Below are 24,870 nucleotides of genomic sequence, written 5' to 3'. Positions count from 1 at the left end.
TGGCCGCCCGGTCCGGCGCACCCCGGGAAGGGCGCGCCCGTCAGCGCGGAGTTACCGCGGTTTTTTGGCCGCCTGGATATAGAGCATTTCCAGCGCCAGCGTGGCCGCCGCCAGGGCGGTGATTTGCGAATGATCGTAGGCCGGCGCCACTTCCACCAGATCCATGCCGACGATATTCAGGGGCTGCAGGCCGCGCAGCAGCTTCAGCGCCCGATCGGTGCTCAGGCCGCCGATCACCGGCGTGCCGGTGCCGGGCGCGAACGCCGGATCCAGGCAGTCGATATCAAAGGTCAGGTAAACCGGCAAATCGCCGACAATCTGTATGACCTGGGCCAGGATATCGTCGACGCTGCGATCGTTGACCTGCCCCGCGTCCAGCACCGTAAAGCCGTTATCGCGATCGTATTCGGTACGGATGCCGATCTGCACCGACCGGGTGGGATCGATCAGGCCTTCGTTGGGCGCATGGTAGAACATGGTGCCGTGATCGAACTTGCTGCCGTTGCTGTAGGTATCGGTATGGGCGTCGAAATGCACCAGCGCCATTTTGCCGAAATGCTTATGATGCGCGCGCAGCAAAGGCAGCGTGACGTAATGATCGCCGCCAAACGAGAGCAGGCGTTTGCCCGCCGCCAGTAAACGCTCCGCGTGCTGCTGGAGCTTATCGCTCAGATCCTGCGCATCGCCGAAATCAAACACCACGTCGCCGCAGTCGACCACCTTTAAACGCTGGCGCACGTCGAAGTCCCACGGCCAGCGGCAGCCTTCCCAGGCCAGGTTGGTGGAAACCTGGCGGATCGCCGCCGGGCCGTGACGGCCGCCGGAGCGGCCCGAGGTGGCCATATCGAAGGGAATGCCGGTAATCACCCAATCGGCATCGGCGTCATAGGGGTTGAATTCCAACGGCAAACGCAAAAAGCCAAAGGCATTGGAAACCAGGGAATTATCGTATTGATGGCCCAGGGTGCTCATAGTCCGTCCTTTCTTATTCATCTTCCAGGTAAGTGTAGCCATACAGGCCGGCCTCGAACTCTTCGAGGAACTCCGCCTGCAGCGCGCCGTCCAGATCGGTCTCTTTCACCTGATCGCGGAAACGGGTCAACAGTACCGCCGGATCCAACTGCACATACTGCAGCATATCGGCTACTGAATCGCCTTCATCGGACTCATTAAGCTCCACGCTGCCGTCTTTAAACACAAAGACATCCACCGCGGCGGTGTCGCCGAACAGGTTATGCATATTGCCAAGGATTTCCTGATAGGCGCCGACCATGAAAAAGCCCAGCAGCGGCGGGTTATCCACATCGTACGGCGGCATCGGCATGGTGGTGGCGATGCCGTCGCCATCGATATAGTGATCGATGGTGCCGTCGGAGTCGCAGGTAATATCCAGCAGCACGGCGCGACCTTCAGGCGGTTTATCCAGCCCCTCCAGCGGCAACACCGGGAACAGCTGATCGATGCCCCAGGCGTCCGGCATCGACTGGAACAGCGAGAAGTTAACGTACAGCTTGTCGGCCATGCGCTCCTGCAGTTCATCGATAATCGGCCGGTGCGCGCGGTTGCTCGGATCGAGCTGCGTCTGGATCATGCGGCAAATATTCAGATAGAGCTGCTCGGCCCAGGCGCGCTGGCTCAAATCCAGCATGCCGTGGGTATATTGGGTATGGACGTCGTGCAGGTCCATCTGGCTGTCGTGCAGCCATTCGCGCAGCGAGCGGCGGTTTTGCGGTTCCTGCATTTCCTGCCAGGTCTGCCACATGCTTTCCAGCGGGCGCGGCGCGTCCTCGGCGGGCGGCAGCGGTTCGCTGAACTCGTTGCGCTCCACGCCGATAACGTTCGACACCAGCACCGTATGGTGGGCGGTGACGGCGCGGCCGGACTCGGTAATCACCGTCGGATGCGGCAGGTCATATTCGTTGCAGGCATCGCCGATACCCCAAATCACATTGTTGGCGTATTCGTTCAGGCCGTAGTTGGCCGAACAATCGGACTGAGAACGGGTGCCTTCGTAATCGACCCCCAGGCCGCCGCCGACATCAAAGCATTCGATATTCACGCCCAGGCGGTGCAGTTCCACATAAAAGCGCGCCGATTCCCGTACGCCGGAGGCGATATCGCGGATATTGGACAATTGGGAACCCAAATGGAAATGCAGCAGTTGCAGGCTGTCGAGCCGTCCTTTGCTGCGCAGCAGTTCCACCAGTTGCAGCACCTGGACCGCCGCCAGTCCGAATTTGGATTTTTCGCCGCCGCTGGACTGCCACTTGCCCGAGCCCTGCGAGGCGAGACGGGCGCGCACGCCCAGGCGGGGCACCACGTTCAGGCGCTCGGCTTCTTCCAGCACCAGCTTGATTTCGGTAAGTTTTTCAATGACCAGGTAGACCTTATGGCCCAGCTTTTCGCCGATCAGCGCCAGGCGGATATATTCGCGGTCTTTATAGCCATTGCAGACAATGACGGTGCGCGTCATGCCGGCATGCGCCAGCACCGCCATCAGTTCCGCCTTGGAGCCGGCTTCCAGCCCCAGCGGCTCGCCGGAATTCACCAGGGATTCAATCACCCGGCGATGCTGGTTAACCTTGATGGGATAGACCAGGAAATAGTCGCCCCGATAGCCAAAGGATTCGCGGGCGCGCTTAAACGCCCCGTTAATGGAACGCAGGCGGTGTTGCAGGATCTGCGGAAAGCAGAACAGGGCCGGCAGCCGCTGCCCGTCGTTCTGCCGTTCCTTGACCAGCTCCGCCAGGTCGACCCGCGCCTCGGGAAAATCGGGATCGGGGCAAACGCTGATATGGCCCAGCTCATTGACATCAAAATAATTATTGCCCCAATACGCGACATTGTAGGTACTCATCATTTTGCTGGCATCGCTGTCATTCATGGCTACCTCCTGCATGGAACGCAAGTTTTCATGGGGTGCGGACCGGTGGGACCCTTGGTGCTTATGATCATCAGACATGACGTAACTCTCTCCCGGGGTTCCAGTTGGCGTTCCCGTTCATCAATGTTGGAGCGTGGACACCACCGTCGGTGGCATAGTTGTTGTGCGTAAACCCGCAGCCCGCCAACGGCAATAAGCGCCGCCGGACGCAATCGGCATCCGGTACATCAGTACAGTAATTGTAAAACACCTTGATGAACTCCGTGAGACGGGGTGGTGGATCGCCCAAAAAATAGGGTCCGCATGAAAGACCGCATGGCCCGGGTCCGGTAATGAGCAACCGTCAACCGGCCCTGGAATCCTGGGAAGCGCCCGCATGTCGGCGGCCTGGCGGGCAACATCGGCCATAACAGAGCGGAAATGCTGGAAAAACAGGGTGCGCCGGACAAGCCGGGCGAGCGGAAGCGTGGTCGGGGTTGACCGGAAAATAACGAATCATTAACTGTGCCACCTCCCGCAAATGCCGGCCATCGGCGGCTTACGCCGTGCCGGGACAGATAAAAAGTTACCGGATGTAAATGAAAGACATTCACCTTACCGTTGCTTATGCGCGCGAATTTATACAGCCTGCCCCGCGAAAAAGCAAAATTTAAATCAGCCCCGGGCGCGATTACCGCACGATCGGGCGCCGCCGCGGCCTGCGCGGAGGCGCCAGGGCGAAAAAATCGCTGGTAATTCGCCAAGCGGGTGTCCTAGAATAGCCATCCAGAAGTTAATCCATCTAAACTGGATAGCTTACTTATACTATTACTTACTGTGAGTACTTACTGCTAACGACGTTATCCGCGGGACGTTGCAGGACGCGTAACGCCATCATCGGAAAATCGCTTTTCCCTTATGGCTGAATCCCAGCGCTACGCAGTCATTCCTAACCCGTATGTTAAGGTAAAGAGACCGATGGCTAAACACCTATTTACGTCCGAATCCGTTTCAGAAGGACATCCTGATAAAATCGCGGATCAGATTTCCGATGCCGTGCTTGACGCGATCCTGGCCCAGGATCCCAAGGCGCGCGTGGCCTGCGAAACATTTGTCAAAACCGGTATGGTGCTGGTTGGCGGTGAAATCACCACCAGCGCATGGGTGGATATAGAAGAACTGACGCGCAGCACCATTCGCGATATCGGCTATATCAATTCGGACATGGGTTTCGACGCCAATTCCTGCGCCGTGCTCAGCGCCATCGGCAAGCAATCGCCCGATATCAACCAGGGCGTGGATCGCAGCGACCCGCTCGAACAGGGCGCCGGCGACCAGGGGCTGATGTTCGGTTACGCCACCAACGAAACCGAAGTACTGATGCCGGCGCCGATCACCTACGCCCATCGCCTGGTGGCGCGCCAGTCCCAGGTGCGCAAAAGCGGCACCCTGCCCTGGCTGCGTCCGGATGCCAAAAGCCAGATCACCTTTGCGTATGACAACGATAAAATCGTCGGCATCGACGCGGTCGTGCTCTCTACCCAGCATTCAGAAGACGTCTCCCTGCGCGATTTGCAGGAAGCGGTCATGGAAGAGATCATCAAGCCGGTCCTGCCCGCCGAATGGCTGTCGTCCAGCACCAAATATTTTATCAACCCCACCGGCCGGTTTGTTATCGGCGGCCCCATGGGCGACTGCGGCCTGACCGGGCGTAAAATCATCGTCGACACCTACGGCGGCATGGCCCGTCACGGCGGCGGCGCGTTTTCGGGCAAAGATCCCTCCAAGGTCGACCGTTCCGCGGCCTACGCCGCCCGCTACGTGGCAAAAAATATCGTCGCCGCCGGCCTGGCCGATCGCTGTGAAATCCAGGTTTCCTACGCCATCGGCGTGGCGGAACCCACGTCCATCAGCATCGAAACCTTCGGCACAGGCAAAGTCTCCATTGAAAAACTGACCCAGCTGGTACGCGAGTTCTTCGACCTGCGTCCCCACGGCCTTATCACCATGCTGGATCTACTGCAGCCGATTTATCGCGAAACGGCGGCCTATGGTCACTTCGGCCGCGAGCATTTCCCCTGGGAAAAAACCGATAAGGCCGCGCTGCTGCGCGATGCCGCCGGTTTATAAGCGGGATAAGATAAGTCGTACCGCCGGAGATTTCTTCGACTACACTACTTAACGGTGATCTGATGATCGCCGTTTTTTTTTAGCCTTTCTGAAAGCGATTACAGAACAATAAAATCAATTTTATCATCAAGTTAATTGGGATTAAATTTTCGATTTTTTTTTGCTACCGCTTCATTTTCAGCTATATGTTATATATCAACCGGACCGACGCGAAAGTTGTTTCTAAAACATCATTTTAGATTGATAAGCGGCATGGCCCTGGCTTTTAGTGCTGTTAATTCAGGATAAGTCTGTGTAAACGATTACATAGTTGTGATCTGGCGCACACTATATCCGCATACGTTTATTTAACATTCATAATTAATAATTGTGTAGTTTTAGGGAGGTACTATGAGTACTGCCAATGTGAGTACTGCCAAACCCCGGTCAGGCAGATCTCATGCCCGCATCACCTTTTTCGTCTGCTTTATGGCGGCGCTTGCCGGACTGCTGTTCGGCCTGGATATCGGCGTTATTGCCGGGGCATTGCCGTTCCTGTCCGATGAGCTGCAAATTACCGCGCATCAGCAGGAATGGGTGGTCAGTTCCATGATGTTCGGCGCCGCGGTCGGCGCGGTAGGTTCGGGCTGGCTGTCAGCCAAGCTCGGGCGTAAATACAGTTTGCTGATCGGCGCGTTATTATTCGTCATCGGCTCGTTATGCTCGGCGTTTTCCCCCAATGTTGAACTGCTGGTGGTTGCCAGGATCATCCTCGGGCTGGCCGTCGGCGTCGCTTCTTATACCGCCCCTTTATATCTGTCGGAAATCGCGCCGGAAAAAATTCGCGGCAGCATGATTTCCATGTACCAGTTGATGATCACCATCGGCATCCTGGCGGCTTACCTGTCGGATACCGCGTTCAGCTATAGCGGTTCCTGGCGCTGGATGCTGGGCATCATCACCATCCCGGCGGTTTTGTTGTTTATCGGCGTATTGTTCCTGCCCGGCAGCCCGCGCTGGCTGGCGGCGAAAGGCCGCTACATCGAGGCGCAGAAGGTGCTGAACATGCTGCGCGACACGTCCGAGCAGGCCAAGAAAGAGCTGGAAGAGATTCGCGAAAGCCTGAAGGTAAAACAAAGCGGCTGGGCGCTGTTTACCAATAACGGCAATTTCCGCCGTGTGGTGTATCTCGGCATTCTGCTGCAGGTGATGCAGCAGTTCACCGGGATGAACGTCATCATGTACTACGCGCCGAAGATCTTCGGCATCGCCGGTTTCTCCAGCACCACGGATCAAATGTGGGGCACGGTGATAGTCGGCCTGGTCAACGTTCTGGCCACCTTTATCGCCATCGGCCTGGTTGACCGCTGGGGCCGCAAGCCGACCCTCAAGCTGGGCTTCCTGGTGATGGCGGTGGGTATGGGCGTATTGGGCGCGTTGCTGCATATCGGCGTTGAAACCGACTTCCGCAAATACTTCGCCATCATTATGCTGATGATGTTTATCGTGGGTTTTGCGATGAGCGCCGGTCCGCTGATTTGGGTACTGTGTTCCGAAATCCAGCCGCTGAAGGGCCGGGATTTTGGTATCACCGTTTCCACGGCCACCAACTGGATCGCCAATATGATCGTCGGCGCCACCTTCCTGACCATGCTTGATGTACTGGGGAACGCCAATACGTTCTGGGTCTACGGCGGGCTGAACGTGCTGTTTATTCTCCTGACATTCTGGCTGATTCCGGAAACCAAGAATATTTCGCTGGAACATATCGAGCGCAACCTGATGACCGGCAAACGCCTGCGCGAAATCGGCGATAAATAATCGTCGATCCGTCCAGCCGGTGAACAAGCCGGCTGGCGGCGGCGGAGCGGCGCAAGCCGCCCCGGCGCCGGCGGCAATCCGCCATACCTCCGCGCCGTGCCCGGCTTTCCCGCGGCATGGCGCCAGCGTCCATCCCGGCTAAACCCAGCCCTTCCCACCCTATTGCGTCGCTTGCATCTGTTAACTGCGCCGGTTAATCTTGCCGTTATGAAACCGAACCGCATCCCCATCGCCCTTCACCAGGCCGTTATGTCATGTCTGCGTGCCAAGCTGCGCCAGGCAGGGGACTATTTCAACACCACCTTCCCGGAGCCGCTGTTGAATTACCAGCAGCGCGGCACCTCGGCGGGCACCGCGTGGCTGGATAAATGGGAAATCCGGCTCAACCCGGTATTGCTGCTGGCCAACCAGGACAGCTTTATCGACGAGGTGATTCCCCACGAGCTCGCCCATCTGCTGGTGTTTCGCCAGTTCGGCCGCGTGGCGCCCCACGGCAGCGAGTGGCGCTGGATGATGGCAAGCGTGCTGCATACCGAGCCCCGCCGCACCCACGGTTTCGACCTGGCGACGGTGCGCACCAATACCTACCGCTACCAGTGCGGATGCCAGCGCCACGAACTGACGGTGCGCCGCCATAACCGCATCGTACGCGGCGAGTCGGTGTACCGCTGCCGCCAATGCGGCGCTGTGCTGCGCTTTGCCGGCGATAACGATGCCGAAAACGTGATGGAATAACAGCGGCGCCGGGCTCAGTCGGCGCTAAAGAACCCCTCCAGCTCGCGGGCCACCGCTTCAGGCTGCTCTTCCGGCAGGAAATGCCCGCAGTGGGGCACCACCACCCCTTGCACATTATCGGCAAAGGCCCGCAGGGGGGCGGCCATATCGATGATGGACCCCTGATCGGCGCTCAGCGCCAGTACCGGCATCGCCAGCCCGCCGTTCCCGCTCAGGCGCCGGTTCTGCGCCGCGGACAGCGCCGCCTCCCGGTAATAGGCCAGGCCGGCGCGCAGTCCGCCGTCTTGCTTAAAGGCGCGCAGGTACTCATCGATATCCGCCTCGGTAAAAGACTGTGGATTGGCGGTCTTGCGCCGCAAGAACCAGTCCAGGTATTCCCGCTCGCGTCCGGCAATCAGAACTTCCGGCAGGTCCGCAATGGCGTGAAAGGCAAAATGCCAGGTGCGCCAGGCCCGGTCCGGCGCCGTGGGCAGCGCGTCGGGCAGGGTGATGCCCGGGATGCCGGCATCAAGCAGCGCCAGACGCCGCACCTCGTCGCCAAACATCAGCGCGTAGGGATATGCCACCCAGGCGCCGATATCGTGGCCGGCCAGGAAATAGCGCCGGATACCCAGCTGGAGCAGCAAGCCGTGCACGGCGTTCGCCAGGCTTTCAGTGTCATAGCCGGCCTGCGGGCGATCCGAATCCCCCTGCCCCGGCAGGTCCGGGACAATCACGCGATAGCCCCGCGCCAGCAGCGGCATGACTTTTCGCCAGGCGTACCCGCTTTCGGGAAACCCCGCCAACAGCACCGCCACGGGGCGCGGATCGGCGGCGGACGTTTCCGCGCGCGTCTTCACCGCGTCGCCGCCCGTGCCCTCGGGCAATGCTGTATCGCTCGTATCCCCGCCGGCGCTATGGCCGTTATCGACATAGTGGATCCTTACCCCCGCCACGGTGGCGAAGCGATGGACAAATCCGGCAAGATCCGCGTCCGGGCGCGACGCGGCGACGGCCGCCGTTATCCTGAAGCCAGGTTTCAGGGACGGTGATGGTATAGAGTCAGTCATAACATCTTCCTATAGGGTTGCAGGCAGGCTCCCAATATAGGAAACGATCATTTCCAAATCAAGTGATATCGATTGGCAGCGGCGCGGAAAACCGCGCCGGCAGGATTTTTTTTGCCGCTTCGATTTGCCTGCAACCCCGGGATTGGTTAACCTGCGTTTTTCCTTTTAATGAATCAGAAGATGCAACACAGAATTGTTTGGTTCCTTTGTTTTTCCCTGTTGCCGATCGCCGGCGGCGTCCTGGCGCAAAACATCAATAACTTCAGCCAGGCGAAAGCGGCGGCGGTAAAAATCAACCAGGATGCGCCGGGTTCCTTTTATTGCGGCTGCAAAATCGACTGGCAGGGAAAAAAGGGCACCCCGGATCTGGCATCATGCGGTTACCAGGTGCGCAAAAGCGCCCTGCGCGCCAACCGGATCGAATGGGAACACGTGGTGCCGGCCTGGGAATTCGGCCACCAGCACAGGTGCTGGCAGGAAGGCGGGCGCAAAAACTGCGCCAAAGATGCTGACTATCGGCAAATGGAAAACGACCTGCACAACCTGCAGCCGGCGATCGGCGAAGTCAACGGCGATCGGGGCAATTTCCAGTACAGCCAATGGCGCGGCGGCGAGGGACAGTACGGCCAGTGCGCCATGAAAATCGATTTCAAGAATAAACAGGCCGAACCGCCGGCGCGTGCGCGCGGCGCCATTGCGCGCACCTATTTTTATATGCGCGACCGTTATCATCTGAATATCTCGCGCCAGCAAACCCAGCTGTTCGAGGTCTGGGATCGGCAATATCCCGTCACCGCCTGGGAATGCGAACGCAACCGGCGCATCGAAAAGGTACAGGGCAACGCCAATCCCTATATTCAGCGGGCTTGCCAGTCGTAACACTGCTGCCTACTATGTGATGACGCGCGCCGCGCACCAACCAGGACGAAAACGATACCAGCATGCGAATACCGCGTATTTACCATCCCGGGCCGCTCCCGGCCAAGGGCACCGTGGCGCTCGATGAAGACGCCGCGCACCACCTGACGCGCGTACTGCGCATGTCCGAAGGACAATTACTGCATCTGTTCGACGGCAGCAATCATATCTTCGAAGCGGAGATTGCCGCGGCGGGCAAGAAAAACGTCACGGCCACCATCATCGCCTCTCGTCCGGCCAATTTCGAGTCGCCGTTGCAACTGCATTTAGGACAAGTCATGTCCCGGGGCGAGAAGATGGAATTTACCATCCAAAAATCCATCGAACTCGGCGTCAATGTGATTACGCCATTGTTTTCCGAGCGCTGCGGGGTCAAGCTGGATGACGACCGCATGGCGAAAAAAATCCAGCAATGGCGGAAAATCGCCATCGGCGCCTGCGAGCAGTGCGGCCGTAACAGTCTGCCGCTGATCCGGGAAGCCATGGACCTGGAGGCGTGGTGCGCCGAGCGGGATGAAGGATTAAAACTCAACCTGCACCCGCGCGCCGCGCACAGTATTAATACGCTGCCGCTGCCGGTCGATAAGGTACGGCTGCTGATTGGCCCGGAGGGCGGCCTGTCCCCGGAAGAAATAGCCATGACCTCACGCCATGGATTTACCGAAATCCAGCTGGGGCCCCGTGTTTTGCGCACAGAAACCACAGCGCTCACCGTCATTACCGCACTGCAGGTGCGTTTCGGCGATCTGGGGTAAAGGAGAAACAAATGTTAAAGCTCGGCATCGTGATGGATCCCATATCCTCCATCAATATCAAGAAAGACACCAGTTTCGCCATGCTGCTCGAAGCGCAACGCCGCGGCTGGCAGATCCATTACATGGAAATGAGCTCGCTGTACCTGCGCGGCGGCGAGGCGCGCGCCACCACGCGCCTGCTGGCGGTAAAACAGGATTATGACCAATGGTATAGTTTCCACGGCGAGCAGGATATCGAGCTTGGCGATCTCGACGTGATCCTGATGCGTAAAGATCCGCCGTTCGATACCGAATTCATTTACGCCACTTATATACTTGAACGGGCGGAAGATAAAGGCGCGCTTATCGTCAACAAACCGCGCAGCCTGCGCGATTGCAACGAAAAGCTGTTTACCGCCTGGTTCGCCCACCATACGCCGGATACCCTGGTCAGCCGCCGCGACGATCATATCCGCGCGTTCTGGCAGGAACACGGCGACATCATCCTCAAACCGCTGGACGGCATGGGCGGCACCTCGATATTCCGGGTAAAAAAAGAAGACCCCAACCTGTCGGTCATCATTGAAACCCTGACCGGCTACGGCCAGCACTTTTGCATGGCGCAAAACTTCCTGCCGGAAATCAAGGACGGCGACAAGCGGGTGCTGGTCGTGGACGGCGAACCGGTGCCCTATTGCCTGGCGCGCATTCCCAAAACGGGTGAAACGCGCGGCAACCTGGCTGCCGGCGGACGCGGCGAGGCGCGGCCGTTGACGGAAAGCGATTGGAAAATCGCCCGTGACGTCGGCCCGATCCTGAAAGAAAAGGGGCTGATTTTTGTCGGCCTGGATATTATCGGCGATAAGCTGACGGAGATTAACGTCACCAGTCCGACCTGCGTGCGCGAAATCGAAGCCGCGTTCCCGATTTCCATTACCGGTATGCTGATGGACGCCATCGAAAAACGCCTGGGCAAAAACTGATTTTATGCCGGCTGCGGGCGGATTTCGCTTGCGGCCAGTGACTTATCCCTGATTTAGCCGCATACTGCTGTTCGACTATTTATTAAACTACTCACCCTAAAAAGACAGAATGAATTTACAGCATCACTTTCTTATCGCCATGCCCTCTTTGCAAGACCCTATGTTCAAACGCGCGGTGATCTATATCTGCGAGCATAACGACGACGGGGCCATGGGACTCGTCATTAATAAACCCGTCGAGCAGTTCACCGTCGAGAGCGTGCTGCACAAACTCAAGATCATGCCGGCCGAGCGCGATCCGGCGATCCGCCTGGATAAACCGGTGTTTGCCGGCGGCCCGCTGGCGGACGATCGCGGGTTTATCCTGCATACCCCCTGCGAGGGATTCGGCTCCAGCATCGGCATCTCCGCTGAAACCATGATTACCACGTCCAAGGATGTGCTGGAAACCCTCGGCACCGCGCAGCAGCCGCAGGATGTGCTGGTGGCGCTGGGCTACGCCGGCTGGGACAAGGGGCAGCTGGAGCAGGAATTATTGGAAAACGCCTGGCTGACCATCCCGGCCGACAGCGATATCCTGTTTCGCACGCCCATCGCGTCGCGCTGGCGCGATGCGGCCAGGAAGCTGGGTATCGATATTCATAATATCGCCAACGAAGCGGGCCACGCCTGATGACCAACCGGACCATGATGGCTTTTGATTTCGGCACCAAAAGCATTGGCGTTGCCATTGGCCAGGAAGTCACCTGCACCGCCCGTCCCCTGGCGGCGTTTAAGGCCCAGGATGGCGTTCCCGACTGGCTGGCGGTGGAAAAACTCCTGCGCGAATGGCAGCCGGACGTGATTGTGGTGGGACTGCCGCTGAATATGGACGGCACCGAGCAGCCACTGACGCTTAAGGCGCGTAAGTTCGCCAACCGGTTGCATGGCCGTTTTGGTTTTGAGGTGGTGCTGCACGATGAGCGCCTGAGTACCGTGGAAGCACGCGCCGACCTGTTCGAGCGCGGCGGCTACCGCGCGTTGAACAAGGGCCGGGTCGACGCCGGATCGGCGGTGGTGATCCTGGAAAGCTGGTTTGAACAGCTGCTGGCCGTGCGCCACCCCCATGCCAGGTAAGGGATTTCCGGTAATGCCTGCCGGGTAATCCGGTCAGCAACGTCGCTCACTCCAGATAAAAAACCGGCCGCAGCTCACGGCTTACCGGGCTGTTGTCCGCATTGGCCGGCATCACGTCGGTCATATGGCGCCACCAGCGCTGGCACACCCCGGTGGCGGCCACTTCGTTCCACCGCTGCTCGGACTCCATTTCCACATACGCAAACAGCAAATGGCGCTCCTCGTCCATAAAAATGCTGTAGTGGTGGGCGCCGTGGGCTTTAAGGGTGTATTCCAATTCCGGCCAGATCGGGTTATGACGCCGCCGGTACTCCTCGTGGGCGTCGGGATTGACCTGCATGACAAAGGCCTTTCTGATCATAATCAATGCTCTTATCAATAATGAGGGTGAACCGGCGCGGGCCAGGCACGCCGAATCCCGGGCGCGTGAACATCCGCCGCGCCCGGTACCGGCGCCTTACTCTACATCCAGCGCCGACGCCATCGGCGTCACGCCGAAACGCTGCCCCAGGGCGATCAGCTCGTCGCGGCTGATGGTCTGCTTTTTGCCGCCCATGGCGCGCACCTTGACCATGATTTCGGCCGATTTTTCCGCGGTGTCAATCAGGCCAAAGGCGTCGTCCAGGGTCGGCCCGGTGGCAAAAATGCCGTGGAACGGCCACAGTACCAGCGAATGGGAACGCATCTGCGCCGAGGTGGCGTTGCCGATGCCGTCGGTACCGGGCACCATCCAGGGCACGATGCCCACGCCGTCAGGGAACACCACCAGGCATTCGGTGCTGCCTTCCCACAGTTCGCGGGTAAAATGCGCGCTGTCCAGCTTCAGCACAAAACTCAGGGCAATCAGGTTGGTGGCGTGGCAGTGCATAATCACCCGGCCGCTGCCCTGCGTCACTTCCCGGCGCACCACGTGCGACTGGAAATGGGACGCCAGTTCCGACGTCGGCAGGCCGCCGGCGGTCAGGCCCCACAGAATGCTGTAGCCGTTGCCCGCGGCGTTTACCTGCAACAGCACCAGGTTATCCGACGGCGATAGCTGGACATTGCGGAAAAACTTACCTGAACCGGTGACCAGAAAATAGGTATTGGCCAGCTCCGGCACCGGCTCGGTCAGCGTTTCGGTGCGCGGCCGGGGCGTGAATTCCCCACGGTACGGCGCCACGTCTTCGGGGGTCAGGCGCAGGCTAACGTTGCCGCCATTACGTTCATCCCAGCCTTTAAGCCACATGTCGGTGGTGGCTTTGACCATTCCCTGTACAAACCAGGAAGTCAGTATTGTTTGCATAGCGTCTTATCCTTTGCGTGTTGTTAACGTTGCGCGTTCATATTCACGCACCGTCTGCAGCCAATCGCCGCCTACCGGCACATTGTGCAATTGGCAATATTTGTCCCATACCGCCTGCCAGGGCAGCGATTTTTGTTCTTCCAGCAGCGCCAGGCGCGCCGTATAGTCTCCCTGCTGCTCAAGTTGGCGCAGTTCTCCGGTCGGCTCCAGCAGCGCCCGCAGCAGCGCTTTTTTCATATTGCGGGTGCCGATGACCCACGCGGCGATGCGGTTGATGGAGGCATCGAAGAAATCCAGGCCGATATGCACGCGGTTAAACAGTTTCTGACGCACGATTTCCGTGGCGATGGCCTGGGTTTCGTCGTCCAGCAGCACCACATGATCGCTATCCCAGCGTACCGGGCGGCTCACGTGCAGCAGCAGGCGCGGCACAAACAGAATGGCGCTGGAAATCTTATCGGAAATCACTTCGGTGGGATGAAAATGCCCGGCATCGAGGCACAGGGCGGTACCGCGGCTGGTGGCATATCCCAGATAAAATTCACTGGAGCCGACGGTATAGCTTTCCGCGCCGATGCCGAATAATTTACTTTCCACCGCGTCGATATGGTGATTGCGGTCCAGCTTTTCCGCCATCACGGCATCCAGCGCCTCCAGCAGCCGCTGACGGGGCGCCAGGCGATCGATGGTCAGGTCCTTCATGCCGTCCGGGATCCAGATATTCATCACCGACGGCGTGCCCAGTTCACGGCCGAAATAGGCCGAGACGCGGCGGCTGGCCTGGCAATGTTCAATCCAGAACTGGCGGATGCCGTCGTCGGCGTGGGACAGGGTAAACCCGTCGGCGCTCAGCGGATGGGAAAAACAGGTGGGGTTGAAATCCAGTCCCAGATGATGCTCCCGCGCCCAGCTGACCCAGCGGGAAAAATGCTTCGGCTCGATTTCATTGCGCTCCACCTTGCCTTCGGCCTCCAGATAGATGGCGTGCAGGTTCAGGCGTTTTGGTCCTGGGATCAGGCTGAACGCCTGCTCCAGGTCGGCGCGCAGCTCCTGCGCGTTGTGCGCTTTGCCGGGATAGTTGCCGGTGGCCTGGATGCCGCCGGTGAGCGCGCCGCCCGTGTTTTCAAACCCGGCCACGTCATCGCCCTGCCAGCAATGCATGGATACCGGCAGGGTATCGAGTAATTCGAGCGCGCCCTCCACATTGACATTGATATCCGCAAACCGCTGTTTGGCCAGGAGCCAGGCTTGTTCAATGGATTGACTCATAATAAAATTTCCTCTTTCAGGTGGCAGAGCGCCAAAAAACGTTGCCAGTGTGTGGCGAAATCGGGATCGGGATTAGGGGTGTAATGGCGTAATGGGAAATTGGCTTCCACCACGCCGCGCCAGTGGGCGACGTCGGCCACCTCCCCCAGCGCCATCAGCTGGCAACCAATATTGCCCAGCGTCGAGGCCTCCACCGGCCCTGCGGTCACCGGTATCCGGCAATTGTCGGCGCAAAGCTGGTTAAGCAAAGGGTTCAGGCTGCCGCCGCCGACGATATGCAGCCGGCTTAGCGGGACGCCGCGAAGCCGGCCCAGTTCAAGCAGTACCTGGCGGTATAACAGGGCCAGGCTGTCGAAAATACAGCGCGCAAGCGCGGCGGCATCCTCCGGCGCCGGCTGTTGCTGTTCCCGGCAGGCCTGGCGAATGGCCTCCACCATTGACGGGGGATTAACAAATCGTTCATCGTTGGGATTAATAAGGCTCCGGCAGGCCGGCCGGGCCGCGGCGGCGGCCAGCAAAGCCTCCAGGTCCGTTATCGCCAACTCGCTGCACACCCGCTGCAACAGCCATAATCCCATAATGTTTTTCAGAACCCGGTAGCGCCCGTTGACGCCGCCTTCGTTGGTGATATTCATCGCCAGCGCACGGTCGTCGTTAAAGGGACGATCGCTGTCGATACCCATCAGCGACCAGGTACCGGAGCTGAGATAAGCGCAGTTATCGCCATGCAGCGGGGCCGCCACCACGGCGCTGGCGGTATCATGGGACGCCACGGCGATAACCGGCACCGCCTGGCCGCCCGGGCTGATCCAGTGTCCCGGCGTATTGCCGGGCTGCGTGGGCGTGCCCAGCCAACGCCGGGGAATCGCGAGGTAATCGAGCAGGGACGGATCCCAGTCCCCGGTGGCAAGGTTAAGCAATTGGGTCGTGCTGGCGTTGGTGTATTCCCAGTTCAGCACGCCGGTAAGGCGAAAGTAAAAATAATCCGGGATCATCAAAAGATGCGCCACCTGATCGAGGCCGGCGGGGTGCTGTTGGCGCCAGGCTTTCAGTTGGTACAGGGTGTTGAAGGACAAGAACTGAATGCCGGTGAGCCGGTAAATATGCTCACGCCCCAGTTCATCCAGCACCGCGGGCATAATGCCGTCGGTGCGGTGATCGCGATACGATACCGGGCAGCTTGCCCGTTCGCCCTGCGCGTTCAGCAGCACGTAATCCACCCCCCAGGTATCGATACCGATACTGTCGATAACGGTGCCGGCGCTATCCAACGCGGCCAGGCCAAACAGGATTTCCCGTTCCAACTGGTCCAGGTCCCAGCAATCGTGCCCGTCGACTGAAATAAAGGTATTGGGGAAGCGGTGAATTTGCTTAAGCGTGACTTTTTGCGTGGCTGAATGCCATTGAGCCAGCATGACCCGTCCACTGGACGCACCGAGGTCGACAGCTACGCTATTTCGTACGGCCATAGTGAATATTCCTCTTTCATTCTATGACCGGCAGTGTATTCACAATAATGGCGGGCCACCTTCCGGTGAATGCCAACATGGAAGTGCCGGTGGCAGAATAGTAAAGATGAACGTGAAACCGATCACAAAAATAGCATTACCTCAATAACGCAATATTTACGCGGGCAATGAAGGGCATTATTCCCCAGCGCCTGTGATCTCAGCCGCAATTTTGAATATTCACCCGGCCAATCTTTAAAAAATAACCTGAATGTCAGCGATGGCGGTCATTTATTCAAGGTGAAGCCATGGCCAGTCGCCATACTATAAGCACCGAATAACGGTGAGGTGCTGAAGATGACGCTACTTTGCGGTGATGATTTTTTTATTTCCAAAGACGCGACGGTCACCATTGAGCCGCGCGTGCCCCAGGCCGCCTTCCCTGAGCATTATCACGATTTTTGGGAAATAGTGCTGGTGGAGAAAGGCTCGGGTATCCACGTGTTTAACGATCAGCCCTATGTGTTGAATAGCGGCACCGTCTGTTTTATCCGCGCGGACGATCATCATTTATTTGAGAATGTCGATGAGCTGATAATGACCAATGTGCTTTATCGTTCACCGCAGGGTTTCCGGTTTTTAACCGACATCAGCCGTTTCCTGCCGGCCCAGAACCTGCCGGACAGCCAGGTTAACTGGCAGATTAACCATGCGGGCATGCAACAGGCCAAACAGTTTATCCAAACGCTTGCCGAGCTGACGACGGATACGTCGCCCGAAGGCATCGCGGCCAGCGAAGGGCAATTTTTGCAGCTCTTGATTATGCTGCGCCATGGCTGTTTCCAAAGCCAGGGCGAGGGCGATCGCGAGCGGCGCCTGCGCGACCTGCTGCGCTGGCTGCAGCATAATTTCTGCAACGACATCGATTGGATGGCGCTGGCCGAGCAGTTTTCACTGCCGCTGCGTACGCTGCATCGCCAGTTAAAACAGCAGACCGGCATGACGCCGCAGCGTTATCTTAACCGGCTGCGTTTGCTGGAAGCGCGCAAGCGCCTGCTGGAGAGCGACAAAACCATTACCGAAATAGCCCACGCCTGCGGCTTCAGCGACAGCAATCATTTTTCCACCCAGTTCCGGCGCGAATTTTCCCACTCGCCCAAAATGTTGCGCAACGGTGAACACTGAACGCCGGTAGCCGGCGGAAAAATATGACAATTGTCGCCAGTCTCAAGTTTTTAGGTAACCCGTTATGCCATGATCCCTCTCTTGCCCAGGCGTTGAGGGGGTCTGATGGTGTCTAACCTGAAGCTGAGTACCACCGACTATTTCCTGTCGGACAAAAATGCGATTACGGTGGCGGATCGTCATCCGCAGCCGATATTCCCCACGCATTACCATGATTTTGACGAGTTGGTGATTGTTTGGCGCGGCAATGGCCTGCATATCCTCAATGATGTGCCCTATGCCATTACCTGCGGCGATCTGTTTTACGTCAATGCCCGCGATCGCCATAGCTATGAGTCGGTCAATGAGCTGGAGCTGGATAATATACTGTATTGCCGCGGCCGGCTGACCCTATCCACGGATTGGAACGCCTTGCTGCCGGGCGAGGAAGCGACGCAGGAACAACGCTACTGGCGGCTTAGCACCCCCGGCATGTCGGTATTGCGCCGTGAGGTGGACGCGCTGGCGCGGGAATGCATGAAAACCGATCCGCTGTCCGTCCTGCTGAGCGAAGCATTATTCCTGCAGGTGGCGCTGCTGTTGAAGCGGTTCCGCCACGCCCCCGACAGTCCGTTGCTTTCCGACGCCGAACAGCTGGACTTGCTGCTGATGGCGCTGCGGGTCAGCATCGAACAGCCTTTCAGGCTGGACGACTTTTGCCACCGGCACCAGCTTAACGCCCGTAGCCTGAAGACGGTGTTCAAGCAGCAGACCGGCATCGGGGTGAATCAGTATTTACGGCAATTAAGACTGTGCAAAGCCATGGATTTGCTGCGCCATGGACAACAAACCATCGGCGAGGTGGCGTCACGCTGTGGTTTCGACGACAGCAATTATTTTTCCGTGGTGTTCAATCAGTCTTTTGGCGTCTCGCCACGGGAATATCGCCAGCGGTTCCAGAAAAACCAGGACGGCAAAAAGCCTTTTAGCGCGGTAAACCCACCCTCTATTGCTTTGAAGTGAAGTACCACACCGCCAGCGCGATCAAAATAAAAATCCAGGTGACTTTTCTCATTTTTTTTCCGTGATTTGCCGTAGTTTGGCGCTTATTTCAGGCCATACCTGTCATGCGCGCTGGTTTTTTGCGATATTATACTACCACCCCGCTTTTGCAATGGTTATACCCGCGCCGCCCTAAGCCCATCACATATTTTACTGGTAGAGATATTTGCCCGAGGTCATGCGCCGGTAGCTTTGTTCAAACGTCTGCATGCCCTGTGCGTTGCCGGTCTGCAGCAAGCCCGGCAGCAAATGGGTTTTGCCGTCGCGAATAAGATTGCGCACGGCGGGCGTGGCAATCATCAGCTCGAACAGCCCCATGCGCCCGCCCTGCTCCCGGGGAACCAGCTTTTGCGCCATGATGCCAAGCAGGCCGGCGGCCAATAGGCCACGGGCAAAGGCGCGCTCATTGGCGGGAAAGACATCCAGGAGCCGGTCCACCGCCTGAGCGGCGTGGCGGGCATGCAGCGTCGCCAGGACCAGATGACCGGTTTCGGCGGCGCGCAGGGCCAGCCGGATATCCGCCTCGTCGCGCAGTTCCCCCAGCAGGATCACATCCGGGTCTGCGCGCATGGCGGCCCGCAGCCCGGCATTGAAATCCTGGCAATGGCCGCCGATCTCCCGCTGTTGGATCAGGCTGCGCCCGGCGGCATGGATATACTCGATGGGATCTTCCAGGGTAATAATATGGACCTGACGCTGCAGGTTAACATAGTCCACCATGGCCGCCAGGGAGCTTGATTTGCCGCTGCCGGTGGCGCCGGTGACCAGCAGCAGCCCCTGCGGCTGCTTTAGCAGCCCCTTGACCACGGGTGGGATGCCCAGCTCCGCCAGCGACGGGCTTTGCGTCGGTATCAGGCGAAAGGTGGCCGACGTCCCGGTGCGCTGGCGAAAAAAGTGGCAGCGCAGCCGCTGGCGGCTGGAGAGCGTGGCCGCGCAGTCGGCCTGCCCATCGCGCGCCAGCTGCCCGCGCCCGCGTTCATCCAGCAAGCGGTCGCCGCAGGCGATGACCCAGTCTTCCCGTACCGGCGGCAGCTGGTCCAGACAACACAAACCGCCGTCGATACGCACGATCGGCGCCTGGCCGGGACAAAGGTGCAGATCGGACGCATTATGCTTTACACTAAGGGCCACCAGTTCATCAATATCCATATGACCTCCTGAAACCATGAGTACTATCGAGCAGAATCTACAGCAGGTAACAGAACGAATCTCGGCGACCGCGCGTCAGTGCGGCCGCGATCCGCAAGAAATTACCCTGCTCGCCGTAAGTAAAACCAAACCTGTGACGGCTATCGAAGAAGCCATCCGGGCGGGGCAAACCGCCTTTGGCGAAAATTATGTCCAGGAAGGCCTGGAGAAAATCAGCTACTTCCGGCAAAAAGCCGTTACCCCGCCGTTGAGCTGGCACTTTATCGGTCCGCTACAGTCGAATAAAAGCCGGCTGGTGGCGGAGCATTTTGACTGGCTGCATACCCTGGATCGCCTGCAGCTGGCGCAACGCCTGAACAACCAGCGCCCCCCGGCGCTGGCGCCGCTCAATGTGCTGATTCAAATCAACATCAGCGGTGAAGAGAGCAAGTCGGGCATTGCGCCGCATCTCATGGCGGATCTGGCCGCCCAGGTGGCGGAGCTGCCCAGGCTGAGGCTGCGGGGCCTGATGGCCATTCCCGCCCCGCAGGCGGATTATCAGCGCCAGTTGGCGGTTTTCCAGCAAATGGCGGCGCTATTTGCGGATTTGCGCCGCAGCCATCCCGGCGCCGATACGCTGTCGCTGGGAATGACCGACGATATGCCCGCGGCCATCGTCGCCGGCAGTACCCTGGTGCGTATCGGCACCGCGATTTTCGGCGCCAGGGACTATCGCGCACCGATGGCATAACCCATTACCATGAGGAATAGCATGCAACAGCGTAAAATTACCTTTATCGGCGCGGGCAACATGGCCCAGGCCATTATCGCCGGCCTGGTCGCCACCGGTTACCCGGCGGGTTTGATCACCGTCTGCGCGCCGTCGCAGGCCAATCGCCAACGGCTTGCCGCGCGCCTGGGGGTGAATGAAAGCGCCGATAACCTGGCGGGCGCCAGGCAGGCGGAGGTGGTGGTGCTGGCGGTGAAACCCCAGCTGATGGCCGAGGTTTGCGCGCAGCTGCGCCAGGGAATGGATTTTTCCGGCAAACTGGTGCTTTCCATCGCGGCCGGTGTTAACGTTAGCCGGTTTTACGCCCTGCTCGGCGAGACGGTGGCCATTGTGCGCATCATGCCCAATACGCCGGCATTGGTCGGCAAGGGCATGAGCGGCCTTTATGCGCCGGACCAGGTCGGCCGGGCGGATCGCGATTTCACCGCCGATCTGATGGGCGCGGTGGGCAAGGTGTGCTGGGTGGACGAGGAAAGCGGTATAAACGGCGTCATTGCCGCGGCGGGCAGCGCGCCGGCCTATTTTTTCCTGTTGATGGAAGCCATGCAGCAAGAGGCGGTAAGGATGGGCTTTGACCAGGAAACGGCCGGCCTGCTGGTAAGACAGGCCGCCGCCGGCGCCGCCGCCCTGGCCGATGCCAACAGCGCGACCCCGTTTGCCACGCTCCGGCAGAATGTCACGTCCAAAGGAGGCACCACCGCCGCCGCATTACAGGTATTCGAACAACATCAGCTGGCGCAAACCGTAGCCGAGGCCATGCAGGCCGCGGTGGCGCGCGCTGAAGAAATGGAAAAATTATTCTGATTTTTTGCCGTAATCGTGCATTTTAACGCTATTAAGGATATCACCCTCTTATGCTGACGCTGACGTTTCTGGTCAAGACGCTATTTGATTTTTATATCATGGTGCTGCTGCTGCGCATCTGGATGCAGTGGACCCGTTGCGACTTTTATAATCCGTTTTCACAATTTATCGTTAAAATCACCCAGCCGGTCATCAAACCCCTGCGCCGGGTTATTCCCTCCATCGGCCCCATCGATACGGCGTCGCTGCTGCTGGCGTTTATCCTGGCCACGCTGAAGTTTCCGCTGGAAATGCTGATCCAGCTCGGCGGCGTGACGCCCGACCCGCTGTATCTGCTGGTGGGACTGTTGACGCTGGTAAAATCAGCCGGCCAGCTGATTTTCTGGGTTATCATCATCCGCTCGCTGATGAGCTGGATAAGCCAGGGGCGCAGCCCGATGGATCAGGTGCTCTACCAGCTTAGCGAACCGCTGATGGCGCCGGTACGCCGCATTATTCCCGCCATGGGCGGCATCGATTTCTCCGCCATGGTGGTGATCCTGATCCTGTATCTATTCAACTATATGGGCATGGACCTGTTTCCGACGCTCTGGTACCGGCTGTGATCTGCGCCTGGCTGGACGCGGGCGACGTGGTATTGCGACTTTATATCCAGCCGAAAGCTAGCGGCGATCGGATAGTCGGCCCGCACGGCGACGAGATCAAGGTCGCGATCACCGCGCCGCCGGTGGACGGCCAGGCCAATGAACATCTTACCCGTTTCATCGCCAAACAGTTCGGCGTGGCCAAGAGCCGGGTTATGATTGAAAAAGGCGAACTGGGCCGCCATAAACAGCTGCGGATAACCGAGCCGCCCCGCCTGCCCGCGCTTATCGCGCAACTGCTGGCGGACGACGCCGCCGGCGCCTGAGGCGTGTACCGGCATCCCCCGCGCCGGGCTTGCCCCGCCTGGCACGAATGACCCCTTTTGTGGACAGATGATATGCAAAAAGTAGTACTGGCCACCGGCAACGCCGGCAAAGTGGCCGAACTGGCGGAATTACTGGCGGATTTCGGCCTGGACGTGGCGGCGCAAACCGCCCTGGGCGTCGACTCCGCCGAGGAGACCGGCCTGACCTTTATCGAAAACGCCATCCTCAAGGCGCGTCATGCGGCGGCGGCCACCGGCCTGCCGGCCATCGCCGATGATTCGGGCCTGGCGGTGGACAGCCTCGGCGGCGCGCCGGGCATTTACTCCGCCCGCTACGCCGGCGCGGCGGCATCCGATCGACAGAACCTGGAAAAACTGCTCGATGCCCTGAGGGACGTTCCGGACAACGAACGCGGCGCCTGTTTTCACTGCGTGCTGGTATATCTGCGCCATGCGCTTGATCCCACGCCCCTGGTGTGCCACGGCATCTGGCGCGGCGTCATCAGCCGCGCGCCGTCGGGCACCGGCGGTTTCGGCTATGACCCGGTATTTTACCTGCCGGATGAAAAGCGCACCGCCGCCGAGATGACCCGCGGGGAAAAACAGCGCGTGTCCCATCGCGGCCAGGCGCTGGCGCAGTTGCTGGGCGCCCTGCGTGATGCTTAGTTTGCCGCCGCTGAGCCTGTACATCCATATTCCGTGGTGCGTACAGAAATGCCCCTATTGCGATTTCAATTCCCATGCGTTGAAAGGCGACGTGCCGCATGAAGAGTACGTCGGCCACCTGCTGGCGGATCTGGATCAGGACGCCGCCTATACCGGCGGCCGGGAAATCGGCACCATTTTTATCGGCGGCGGCACGCCCAGCCTGCTGAGCGCGCGGGCTATGCAGCTGTTGCTCGACGGCGTGCGCGCGCGGCTGCCGGTGAGCCGCGCGGCGGAAATCACCATGGAAGCCAATCCCGGCACCGTGGAGGCCGACCGCTTTCACGGCTACCAGCAGGCGGGGATTAACCGTATCTCCATCGGCGTGCAAAGTTTCCAACCGGAAAAACTGGTGCGCCTCGGGCGCATCCACGATGCGCAGGAAGCCCGGCGCGCGGCGCGGCTGGCCGCCGGCCTGGGGCTGCGCAGCTTTAACCTGGACCTGATGCACGGCCTGCCCGATCAAACGCTGGCGCAGGCGCTGGACGACCTGCGCCAGGCTATGGAACTCGAACCGCCCCACTTGTCCTGGTATCAGTTGACCATCGAGCCGAATACGCTGTTCGGCTCGCGTCCGCCGGTGTTGCCCGACGACGACGCGCTCTGGGATATCTACCAGCAGGGAAATGCGCTGCTGTTTGCCGCGGGCTACCGGCAATATGAAACCTCGGCCTATGCCAAACCCGGTTTCCAGTGCCACCACAACCTCAACTACTGGCGTTTTGGCGATTACCTGGGGATCGGCTGCGGCGCCCACGGCAAATTAACCCAGGCCGACGGCCGCGTGCTGCGTACGGTGAAAGTGCGTCATCCGCGCGGCTATATGCAGGGTAAATATCTGGACAAGCGCTATGCGGTGGTGCCGGCGGATTTGCCGTTTGAATTTTTCATGAACCGTTTTCGCCTGCTGGAGCCGACGCCGCGCGCAGAGTACGCCGCCTTTACCGGGCTGGATGAAAGCACGGCGCGCGAAGCGCTGGATCACGCGCTGGCCGGGGGCTATATTACCGAAAGCCCGTCAGCGTGGCAGGTGACGGAAAAAGGCAAGCTGTTCCTGAACCCGCTGCTCGAGCTGTTTATGGAATGACGGGGGCCGCCCCGCGCCGATAATTCAGGCGCCTCCGGCCGCAGGAAGAGCGTCCCTGCGGCACGGTGTCGCCGGGCGCACGGTGTGCAGCCTATACGCCGGCGTTGGCAGGCAGGCCGCGATTGCAACCGTCCGCCGGGCGCGTTATTCCGGCAGGGATTTCAGCAGGTCGCTGCGCTGGCGCTCCAGATGGGTCACCCGCTGGCAGACCTGATCGCCGAATTGCTTGAATTCCTGCTCCTGGTTGCTCCACTCCGCCTGAATGGCTTTTTGCAAGCCGCCCAGATTGCCCATCACCGACTGCAGCGGGCTGTTGCCGGTGGCGGCGTTCATCGTCTGCTTAACGCCCATCTCGTTGAGGCTGTCCTGCACCACGCCGCCCATGCTTTGCTGCACGATGCGCTGGCCGTCCTGCTGCACCTGATCAATGGCCTGATGATGGAAGGCCAGTCCTTCGCTGCGATGCTCCAGAATGCGGTTCATCTGCTGCTTCAGCTGTTTATCAAGCGTGGTCAGCCGGTTACGCACGTTGCTGTCGCTGCCCAACTGCTGCACGATAACCCTGTCCAGCGCCACGCGGCCTTTCTCCAGATGAGCCTGGGCGCCGTTGTCAATCCAGGGCAGCTGTTGACGTATCTCCGCCTGGTAATCCACCGCCTGCTGGCGCGCCCGCGCATCCAGCGCCACCTGCTGGCCGTTACGCACCACGTCGCCGTTGCGGCTGATGGTCACGTTGCCGCTGGCGCCCACCACCTGCACGGTCTGCGCGGTGATAAAGATATCGTCCTGCGGTTTTACCTGGCACTGATAATCCGCCTGCGCCTGCCAGGCGGTTAACATCAAGATACCCAGAACTGCTTTGCGCAACATACGTTCTCCTGAAAATAAAG

General features: G+C 59.4%; 25 protein-coding genes. 16 read left to right on the top strand and 9 right to left on the bottom strand.

What is annotated here, in order from left to right:
* Positions 1-51: 51 nt before the first annotated feature.
* Together speB and speA are read right to left on the bottom strand one after the other, a co-directional pair.
* Positions 52-972, bottom strand: coding sequence for an agmatinase (gene speB / locus ACL2XG_RS20360; RefSeq protein WP_410013580.1), 921 nt, complete (start codon positions 970-972; stop codon positions 52-54).
* A 13-nt stretch (positions 973-985) separates the two neighbouring features.
* Positions 986-2,962 carry a biosynthetic arginine decarboxylase gene (gene speA / locus ACL2XG_RS20355; RefSeq protein ID WP_410013579.1) on the bottom strand — a complete coding sequence of 659 codons (1,977 nt, stop codon included), beginning with the start codon at positions 2,960-2,962 and terminating at the stop codon, positions 986-988.
* 879 nt (positions 2,963-3,841) lie between these two features.
* On the opposite strand from speA, the gene metK reads away from it, so the two are divergent.
* The 3 genes from metK (at position 3,842) to ACL2XG_RS20340 (ending at position 7,528) form a co-directional block, all read left to right on the top strand.
* On the top strand, positions 3,842-4,993 hold the full coding sequence (gene metK, locus ACL2XG_RS20350) for a methionine adenosyltransferase (RefSeq protein WP_410013578.1): 1,152 nt from the start codon (positions 3,842-3,844) through the stop codon (positions 4,991-4,993).
* A gap of 390 nt (positions 4,994-5,383) precedes the next feature.
* Positions 5,384-6,793: a sugar porter family MFS transporter gene (locus ACL2XG_RS20345; protein WP_410013577.1), complete on the top strand. Its 1,410-nt coding sequence runs from the start codon at positions 5,384-5,386 to the stop codon at positions 6,791-6,793.
* Positions 6,794-7,000: 207 nt separating this feature from the next.
* Positions 7,001-7,528, top strand: a complete 528-nt coding sequence (locus ACL2XG_RS20340) for a SprT family zinc-dependent metalloprotease (protein WP_410013576.1) — start codon at positions 7,001-7,003, stop codon at positions 7,526-7,528.
* 14 nt (positions 7,529-7,542) lie between these two features.
* Here the strand turns inward: ACL2XG_RS20340 and ACL2XG_RS20335 are convergent, their stop codons facing one another.
* Positions 7,543-8,577, bottom strand: a complete 1,035-nt coding sequence (locus ACL2XG_RS20335) for an alpha/beta fold hydrolase (RefSeq protein WP_413721425.1) — start codon at positions 8,575-8,577, stop codon at positions 7,543-7,545.
* Positions 8,578-8,757: 180 nt separating this feature from the next.
* Between ACL2XG_RS20335 and endA the strand changes: the two genes are divergently transcribed.
* From endA to ruvX, 5 genes are all read left to right on the top strand, one after another.
* Positions 8,758-9,456 (top strand): deoxyribonuclease I, encoded by a 699-nt coding sequence (endA, locus tag ACL2XG_RS20330; protein WP_410013574.1) that lies wholly within the window; start codon positions 8,758-8,760, stop codon positions 9,454-9,456.
* Positions 9,457-9,518: 62 nt separating this feature from the next.
* Positions 9,519-10,250 (top strand): 16S rRNA (uracil(1498)-N(3))-methyltransferase, encoded by a 732-nt coding sequence (gene rsmE / locus ACL2XG_RS20325; RefSeq protein WP_410013573.1) that lies wholly within the window; start codon positions 9,519-9,521, stop codon positions 10,248-10,250.
* Between the two features lie 11 nt (positions 10,251-10,261).
* The gene (gene gshB / locus ACL2XG_RS20320) at positions 10,262-11,212 is read left to right on the top strand and encodes a glutathione synthase (protein ID WP_410013572.1); all 951 of its coding nucleotides are present in this window, start codon (positions 10,262-10,264) and stop codon (positions 11,210-11,212) included.
* Between the two features lie 109 nt (positions 11,213-11,321).
* Positions 11,322-11,885 carry a YqgE/AlgH family protein gene (locus ACL2XG_RS20315; RefSeq protein WP_410013571.1) on the top strand — a complete coding sequence of 188 codons (564 nt, stop codon included), beginning with the start codon at positions 11,322-11,324 and terminating at the stop codon, positions 11,883-11,885.
* Complete coding sequence (gene ruvX / locus ACL2XG_RS20310; RefSeq protein ID WP_410013570.1) at positions 11,885-12,328, top strand: Holliday junction resolvase RuvX; 444 nt, start codon at positions 11,885-11,887, stop codon at positions 12,326-12,328. Before ACL2XG_RS20315 ends, ruvX begins: the two co-directional genes overlap by 1 nt.
* Positions 12,329-12,374: 46 nt before the next feature.
* Here the strand turns inward: ruvX and rhaM are convergent, their stop codons facing one another.
* From rhaM to rhaB, 4 genes are all read right to left on the bottom strand, one after another.
* On the bottom strand, positions 12,375-12,689 hold the full coding sequence (rhaM, locus tag ACL2XG_RS20305; protein ID WP_410013569.1) for an L-rhamnose mutarotase: 315 nt from the start codon (positions 12,687-12,689) through the stop codon (positions 12,375-12,377).
* Between the two features lie 96 nt (positions 12,690-12,785).
* A complete protein-coding gene (gene rhaD, locus ACL2XG_RS20300; RefSeq protein WP_413721426.1) occupies positions 12,786-13,613 on the bottom strand; it encodes a rhamnulose-1-phosphate aldolase in 828 nt (275 codons plus the stop codon).
* Positions 13,614-13,619: 6 nt separating this feature from the next.
* Complete coding sequence (locus tag ACL2XG_RS20295) at positions 13,620-14,882, bottom strand: L-rhamnose isomerase (protein ID WP_410013567.1); 1,263 nt, start codon at positions 14,880-14,882, stop codon at positions 13,620-13,622.
* On the bottom strand, positions 14,879-16,351 hold the full coding sequence (gene rhaB / locus ACL2XG_RS20290; RefSeq protein WP_413721427.1) for a rhamnulokinase: 1,473 nt from the start codon (positions 16,349-16,351) through the stop codon (positions 14,879-14,881). The genes ACL2XG_RS20295 and rhaB overlap by 4 nt, the downstream gene beginning before the upstream one ends.
* Positions 16,352-16,687: 336 nt before the next feature.
* On the opposite strand from rhaB, the gene rhaS reads away from it, so the two are divergent.
* Together rhaS and rhaR are read left to right on the top strand one after the other, a co-directional pair.
* A complete protein-coding gene (gene rhaS, locus ACL2XG_RS20285; protein WP_410013565.1) occupies positions 16,688-17,515 on the top strand; it encodes an HTH-type transcriptional activator RhaS in 828 nt (275 codons plus the stop codon).
* 105 nt (positions 17,516-17,620) lie between these two features.
* Complete coding sequence (gene rhaR, locus ACL2XG_RS20280; RefSeq protein WP_410013564.1) at positions 17,621-18,517, top strand: HTH-type transcriptional activator RhaR; 897 nt, start codon at positions 17,621-17,623, stop codon at positions 18,515-18,517.
* A gap of 189 nt (positions 18,518-18,706) precedes the next feature.
* Here the strand turns inward: rhaR and ACL2XG_RS20275 are convergent, their stop codons facing one another.
* Positions 18,707-19,705, bottom strand: a complete 999-nt coding sequence (locus ACL2XG_RS20275) for a type IV pilus twitching motility protein PilT (protein WP_413721428.1) — start codon at positions 19,703-19,705, stop codon at positions 18,707-18,709.
* A 16-nt stretch (positions 19,706-19,721) separates the two neighbouring features.
* Between ACL2XG_RS20275 and ACL2XG_RS20270 the strand changes: the two genes are divergently transcribed.
* From ACL2XG_RS20270 to hemW, 6 genes are all read left to right on the top strand, one after another.
* Entirely contained in the window at positions 19,722-20,435 is a 714-nt protein-coding gene (locus ACL2XG_RS20270) for a YggS family pyridoxal phosphate-dependent enzyme (protein WP_413721429.1), read from the top strand.
* A 21-nt stretch (positions 20,436-20,456) separates the two neighbouring features.
* Positions 20,457-21,278 carry a pyrroline-5-carboxylate reductase gene (proC, locus tag ACL2XG_RS20265; RefSeq protein WP_410013561.1) on the top strand — a complete coding sequence of 274 codons (822 nt, stop codon included), beginning with the start codon at positions 20,457-20,459 and terminating at the stop codon, positions 21,276-21,278.
* A gap of 50 nt (positions 21,279-21,328) precedes the next feature.
* Entirely contained in the window at positions 21,329-21,883 is a 555-nt protein-coding gene (locus ACL2XG_RS20260) for a YggT family protein (protein ID WP_410013560.1), read from the top strand.
* Complete coding sequence (gene yggU, locus ACL2XG_RS20255; RefSeq protein WP_410013559.1) at positions 21,880-22,188, top strand: DUF167 family protein YggU; 309 nt, start codon at positions 21,880-21,882, stop codon at positions 22,186-22,188. Before ACL2XG_RS20260 ends, yggU begins: the two co-directional genes overlap by 4 nt.
* 72 nt (positions 22,189-22,260) lie before the next feature.
* Positions 22,261-22,854, top strand: coding sequence for an RdgB/HAM1 family non-canonical purine NTP pyrophosphatase (gene rdgB / locus ACL2XG_RS20250; RefSeq protein WP_413721430.1), 594 nt, complete (start codon positions 22,261-22,263; stop codon positions 22,852-22,854).
* The gene (gene hemW / locus ACL2XG_RS20245) at positions 22,847-23,980 is read left to right on the top strand and encodes a radical SAM family heme chaperone HemW (RefSeq protein WP_413723494.1); all 1,134 of its coding nucleotides are present in this window, start codon (positions 22,847-22,849) and stop codon (positions 23,978-23,980) included. The genes rdgB and hemW overlap by 8 nt, the downstream gene beginning before the upstream one ends.
* Positions 23,981-24,124: 144 nt before the next feature.
* Here hemW and ACL2XG_RS20240 read toward each other — a convergent pair whose 3' ends face one another.
* On the bottom strand, positions 24,125-24,850 hold the full coding sequence (locus ACL2XG_RS20240; protein WP_413721431.1) for a DUF2884 domain-containing protein: 726 nt from the start codon (positions 24,848-24,850) through the stop codon (positions 24,125-24,127).
* Positions 24,851-24,870 lie beyond the last annotated feature (20 nt).

Origin of the sequence: Sodalis sp. RH24 (assembly GCF_047324145.1) — a bacterium.
Lineage (GTDB): Bacteria > Pseudomonadota > Gammaproteobacteria > Enterobacterales > Enterobacteriaceae > Acerihabitans.
This window is presented reverse-complemented; position numbering and strand designations above follow the sequence as displayed.